This window comes from Elstera litoralis (assembly GCF_000963705.1).
Taxonomy (GTDB): domain Bacteria; phylum Pseudomonadota; class Alphaproteobacteria; order Elsterales; family Elsteraceae; genus Elstera; species Elstera litoralis.
On sequence record NZ_LAJY01000443.1, the window covers coordinates 1 to 3,163 of the forward strand.

The 3,163-nt window shown below is 60.4% G+C and carries 4 protein-coding genes; all 4 read left to right on the forward strand.

What is annotated here, in order from left to right; all coding sequences use genetic code 11:
• Positions 1–238 (forward strand): FtsB family cell division protein (locus tag VZ95_RS15435; protein ID WP_045776651.1); only part of this gene is annotated, 238 nt, incomplete at its 5' end.
• 186 nt (positions 239–424) lie between these two features.
• Complete coding sequence (gene pdhA, locus VZ95_RS15440; protein WP_084627839.1) at positions 425–1,447, forward strand: pyruvate dehydrogenase (acetyl-transferring) E1 component subunit alpha; 1,023 nt, start codon at positions 425–427, stop codon at positions 1,445–1,447.
• A 3-nt stretch (positions 1,448–1,450) separates the two neighbouring features.
• Positions 1,451–2,809, forward strand: a complete 1,359-nt coding sequence (locus tag VZ95_RS15445; RefSeq protein ID WP_045776652.1) for a pyruvate dehydrogenase complex E1 component subunit beta — start codon at positions 1,451–1,453, stop codon at positions 2,807–2,809.
• 12 nt (positions 2,810–2,821) lie between these two features.
• Positions 2,822–3,163, forward strand: a 342-nt coding sequence (locus tag VZ95_RS15450; RefSeq protein WP_045776653.1) for a biotin/lipoyl-containing protein, incomplete at its 3' end; no start/stop codon positions are given.

Below are 3,163 nucleotides of genomic sequence, written 5' to 3' on the forward strand. Positions count from 1 at the left end.
GATGTTGGCCTATCTGCATTTGCAGCAGGAGATCCGCAAGGCCGAAATTACCCGCGATCTTGTTCATGCGGAGCGGGAAATACTCGAAAAACGGGTGTCTTTGATGCGGCCGGATCGATTGGACCCCGACCTTTTGGAAGAACGCGCGCGAGTCCTATTGAATTTTGGCCGGAAGGACGAAGTGCAGATCATGCTGCAACGCCCGCAGGCCTTGCCCCCTGAAATTGCAGTGAATTAGCCTTTTGCCTTTCGCATCTGCGAAAGAAACTGTTAACTTAATTCAAGATGACAATCGATTTCTTGTGAAATTACAAGACCTTGTCATGCTTGCATGGGCGTAAACTTCCGGGTTAGACAGGGGGGGAATAGGGCGGTTGAAGCCCTCTCGATTTTGCGTCCCCCGACCCGGTAGGAGGTCCATGCTATGACGACCGCCAAGCGCGCACCAAAGACAGCGGGAGGGGCGAGCGTCGCTGCCCCCGCGCCTTCGGCTGACATTCTATTAAAATATTATCGCGACATGCTGCTGATCCGCCGCTTTGAAGAAAAAGCCGGTCAGCTTTACGGCATGGGCCTAATCGGCGGTTTCTGCCATCTCTATATCGGCCAGGAAGCCGTTGTGGTGGGGATGCAGGCAACGCTGACGCCGCAAGACGCGGTCATCACCTCCTACCGCGACCACGGCCATATGCTCGCTTGCGGCATGGACCCGCGCGGCGTGATGGCGGAGTTGACGGGGCGCATCGGCGGCTATTCCAAGGGGAAGGGCGGCTCGATGCACATGTTCTCCAAGGAAAAGAATTTTTACGGCGGTCATGGTATCGTCGCGGCCCAGGTGCCGCTGGGGACGGGGATTGCCTTTTCCTTCCACTATCGCGGCATGGCGAATGTTTGCGCCACCTACATGGGCGACGGGGCTGTTAACCAAGGCCAAGTCTACGAAAGTTTCAATATGGCGGCGCTGTGGAAGCTGCCCGTCATCTATGTCATTGAAAATAACAAATATGCGATGGGCACCTCGGTGCAGCGGTCGGCGGCGGGCCAGGAATTATTCCGGCGCGGCGCAGCCTACGGTATCCCTGGCGAGCCGGTAGACGGCATGAGCGTGATCGCGGTGCAGGAAGCGGCTGAACGCGCCGTCGCCCACTGCAAGGCGGGCAACGGCCCCTATATTCTGGAAATGAATACCTACCGCTATCGCGGTCACTCCATGTCCGACCCGGCCAAATACCGGACGAAGGAAGAAGTGAGCAAAATGCGCGAACAGCATGATCCGATCGATCATCTGCGCGCGCTCATTCTGGAGGGCGGCCACGCCGACGAGGCAGCGCTGAAGGACATCGACCGCGAGATCAAGGACATCGTCACCGATGCCGCCGAATTCTCCCAGTCGAGCCCGGAACCCGACCCGTCCGAACTCTACACCGACGTTCTGATTGAGGCCTAAATCATGGCAATTGATATTTTGATGCCGGCGTTGTCGCCGACCATGACCGAGGGCAAGCTATCGCGCTGGCTCAAGAAAGAAGGCGATAAGGTTAAGGCGGGCGATGTGCTGGCCGAAATCGAAACCGATAAGGCGACGATGGAAGTCGAAGCGGTGGATGAAGGCATTCTTGCCAAAATCACCGTGGCTGAAGGCACCGAGAATGTGGCCGTCAACGCCGTCATCGCCGTGCTGACCGAAGAGGGCGAGAGCCTGTCGGACGCCCCGAAGGCGGCTCCGGCCCCCACTGCGGCGGCGGCTCCGGTTGCCGCCCCGGCGATTGTCGCTTCTGTCGCCGCGCCGGTTGCCGCCGTCGCGGCAGAGCCCGATTGGACTGGCCCGACCAAAACGCAGACCGTCCGCGAAGCCTTGCGCGACGCGATGGCCGAAGAAATGCGCTCGGACGAAGCCGTTTACCTGATGGGCGAAGAAGTCGCCGAATATCAGGGTGCCTATAAGGTCAGCCAGAATCTCTTGCAGGAATTCGGCCCCCGCCGCGTGATTGACACCCCGATCACCGAACACGGGTTCGCCGGGCTTGCGGTGGGCGCGGGCTTTATGGGCCTGAAGCCGATTGTCGAGTTCATGACCTTCAACTTCGCCATGCAGGCGATTGACCAGATCATCAACTCGGCGGCGAAAACGCTTTATATGTCGGGCGGGCAGATGGGCTGCTCCATCGTGTTTCGCGGTCCGAACGGGGCCGCTTCCCGCGTCGGCGCGCAGCATAGCCAATGCTATGCCTCCTGGTACGCCCATTGCCCTGGCCTCAAAGTGGTGGCGCCCTATAGCGCCGCCGATGCCAAGGGCTTGCTGAAGGCGGCGATCCGCGATCCGAACCCGGTCATTTTCCTCGAAAATGAAATCCTCTACGGCTCGTCCTTCGAAGTGCCGGATACGAACGATTGGATCGTTCCCATCGGCAAGGCCAAGGTGGTGCGTCCGGGGAAGGACGTAACGATCACGGCTTTCTCGATCACCGTGCGCCACGCACTCGCCGCCGCCGAAGCTTTGGCGGCCCAAGGTATCGATGCCGAAGTGATCGATCTGCGCTCAATCCGCCCGCTCGATATGGACACGATCCTCGCCTCGGTCGCGAAAACCAATAGGGCGGTTTCGGTGGAAGAAGGCTGGCCCTTCGCCGGGATCGGGTCGGAAATCGGCATGCAGATCATGGAAAAGGGCTTCGACCTGCTCGATGCCCCCGTGCTGCGCGTTCACGGCAAGGATATTCCGCTGCCGTATGCCGCTAATCTTGAAAAGCTCGCTCTGCCGACCGTGGACGATATCGTCCAGGCCGCGCGGGCGGTCTGCTATCGCTGACGGGGGCGCGCCATGCCAATTCAAATTCTGATGCCCGCCCTGTCGCCGACCATGACCGAGGGCAATCTTGCCCGCTGGCTCAAGAAGGAAGGCGATAGCGTTAAAGCCGGGGACGTGCTGGCCGAAATCGAAACCGATAAGGCGACGATGGAAGTCGAAGCCGTCGACGAAGGCACGCTCGGCAAGATCTTGGTCGCCGAAGGCACCCAGGGCGTGAAGGTCAACGAGCCCATCGCCCTGCTGCTGGAAGAGGGCGAGTCCGCCTCGGCGCTTACGGCCCCGAAAGCCGCTCCTGCGGCGGCTCCGGTTGCAGCTCCTGCCGCTGCGGCTCCGGCTCCGGTTGCAACGGCTCCG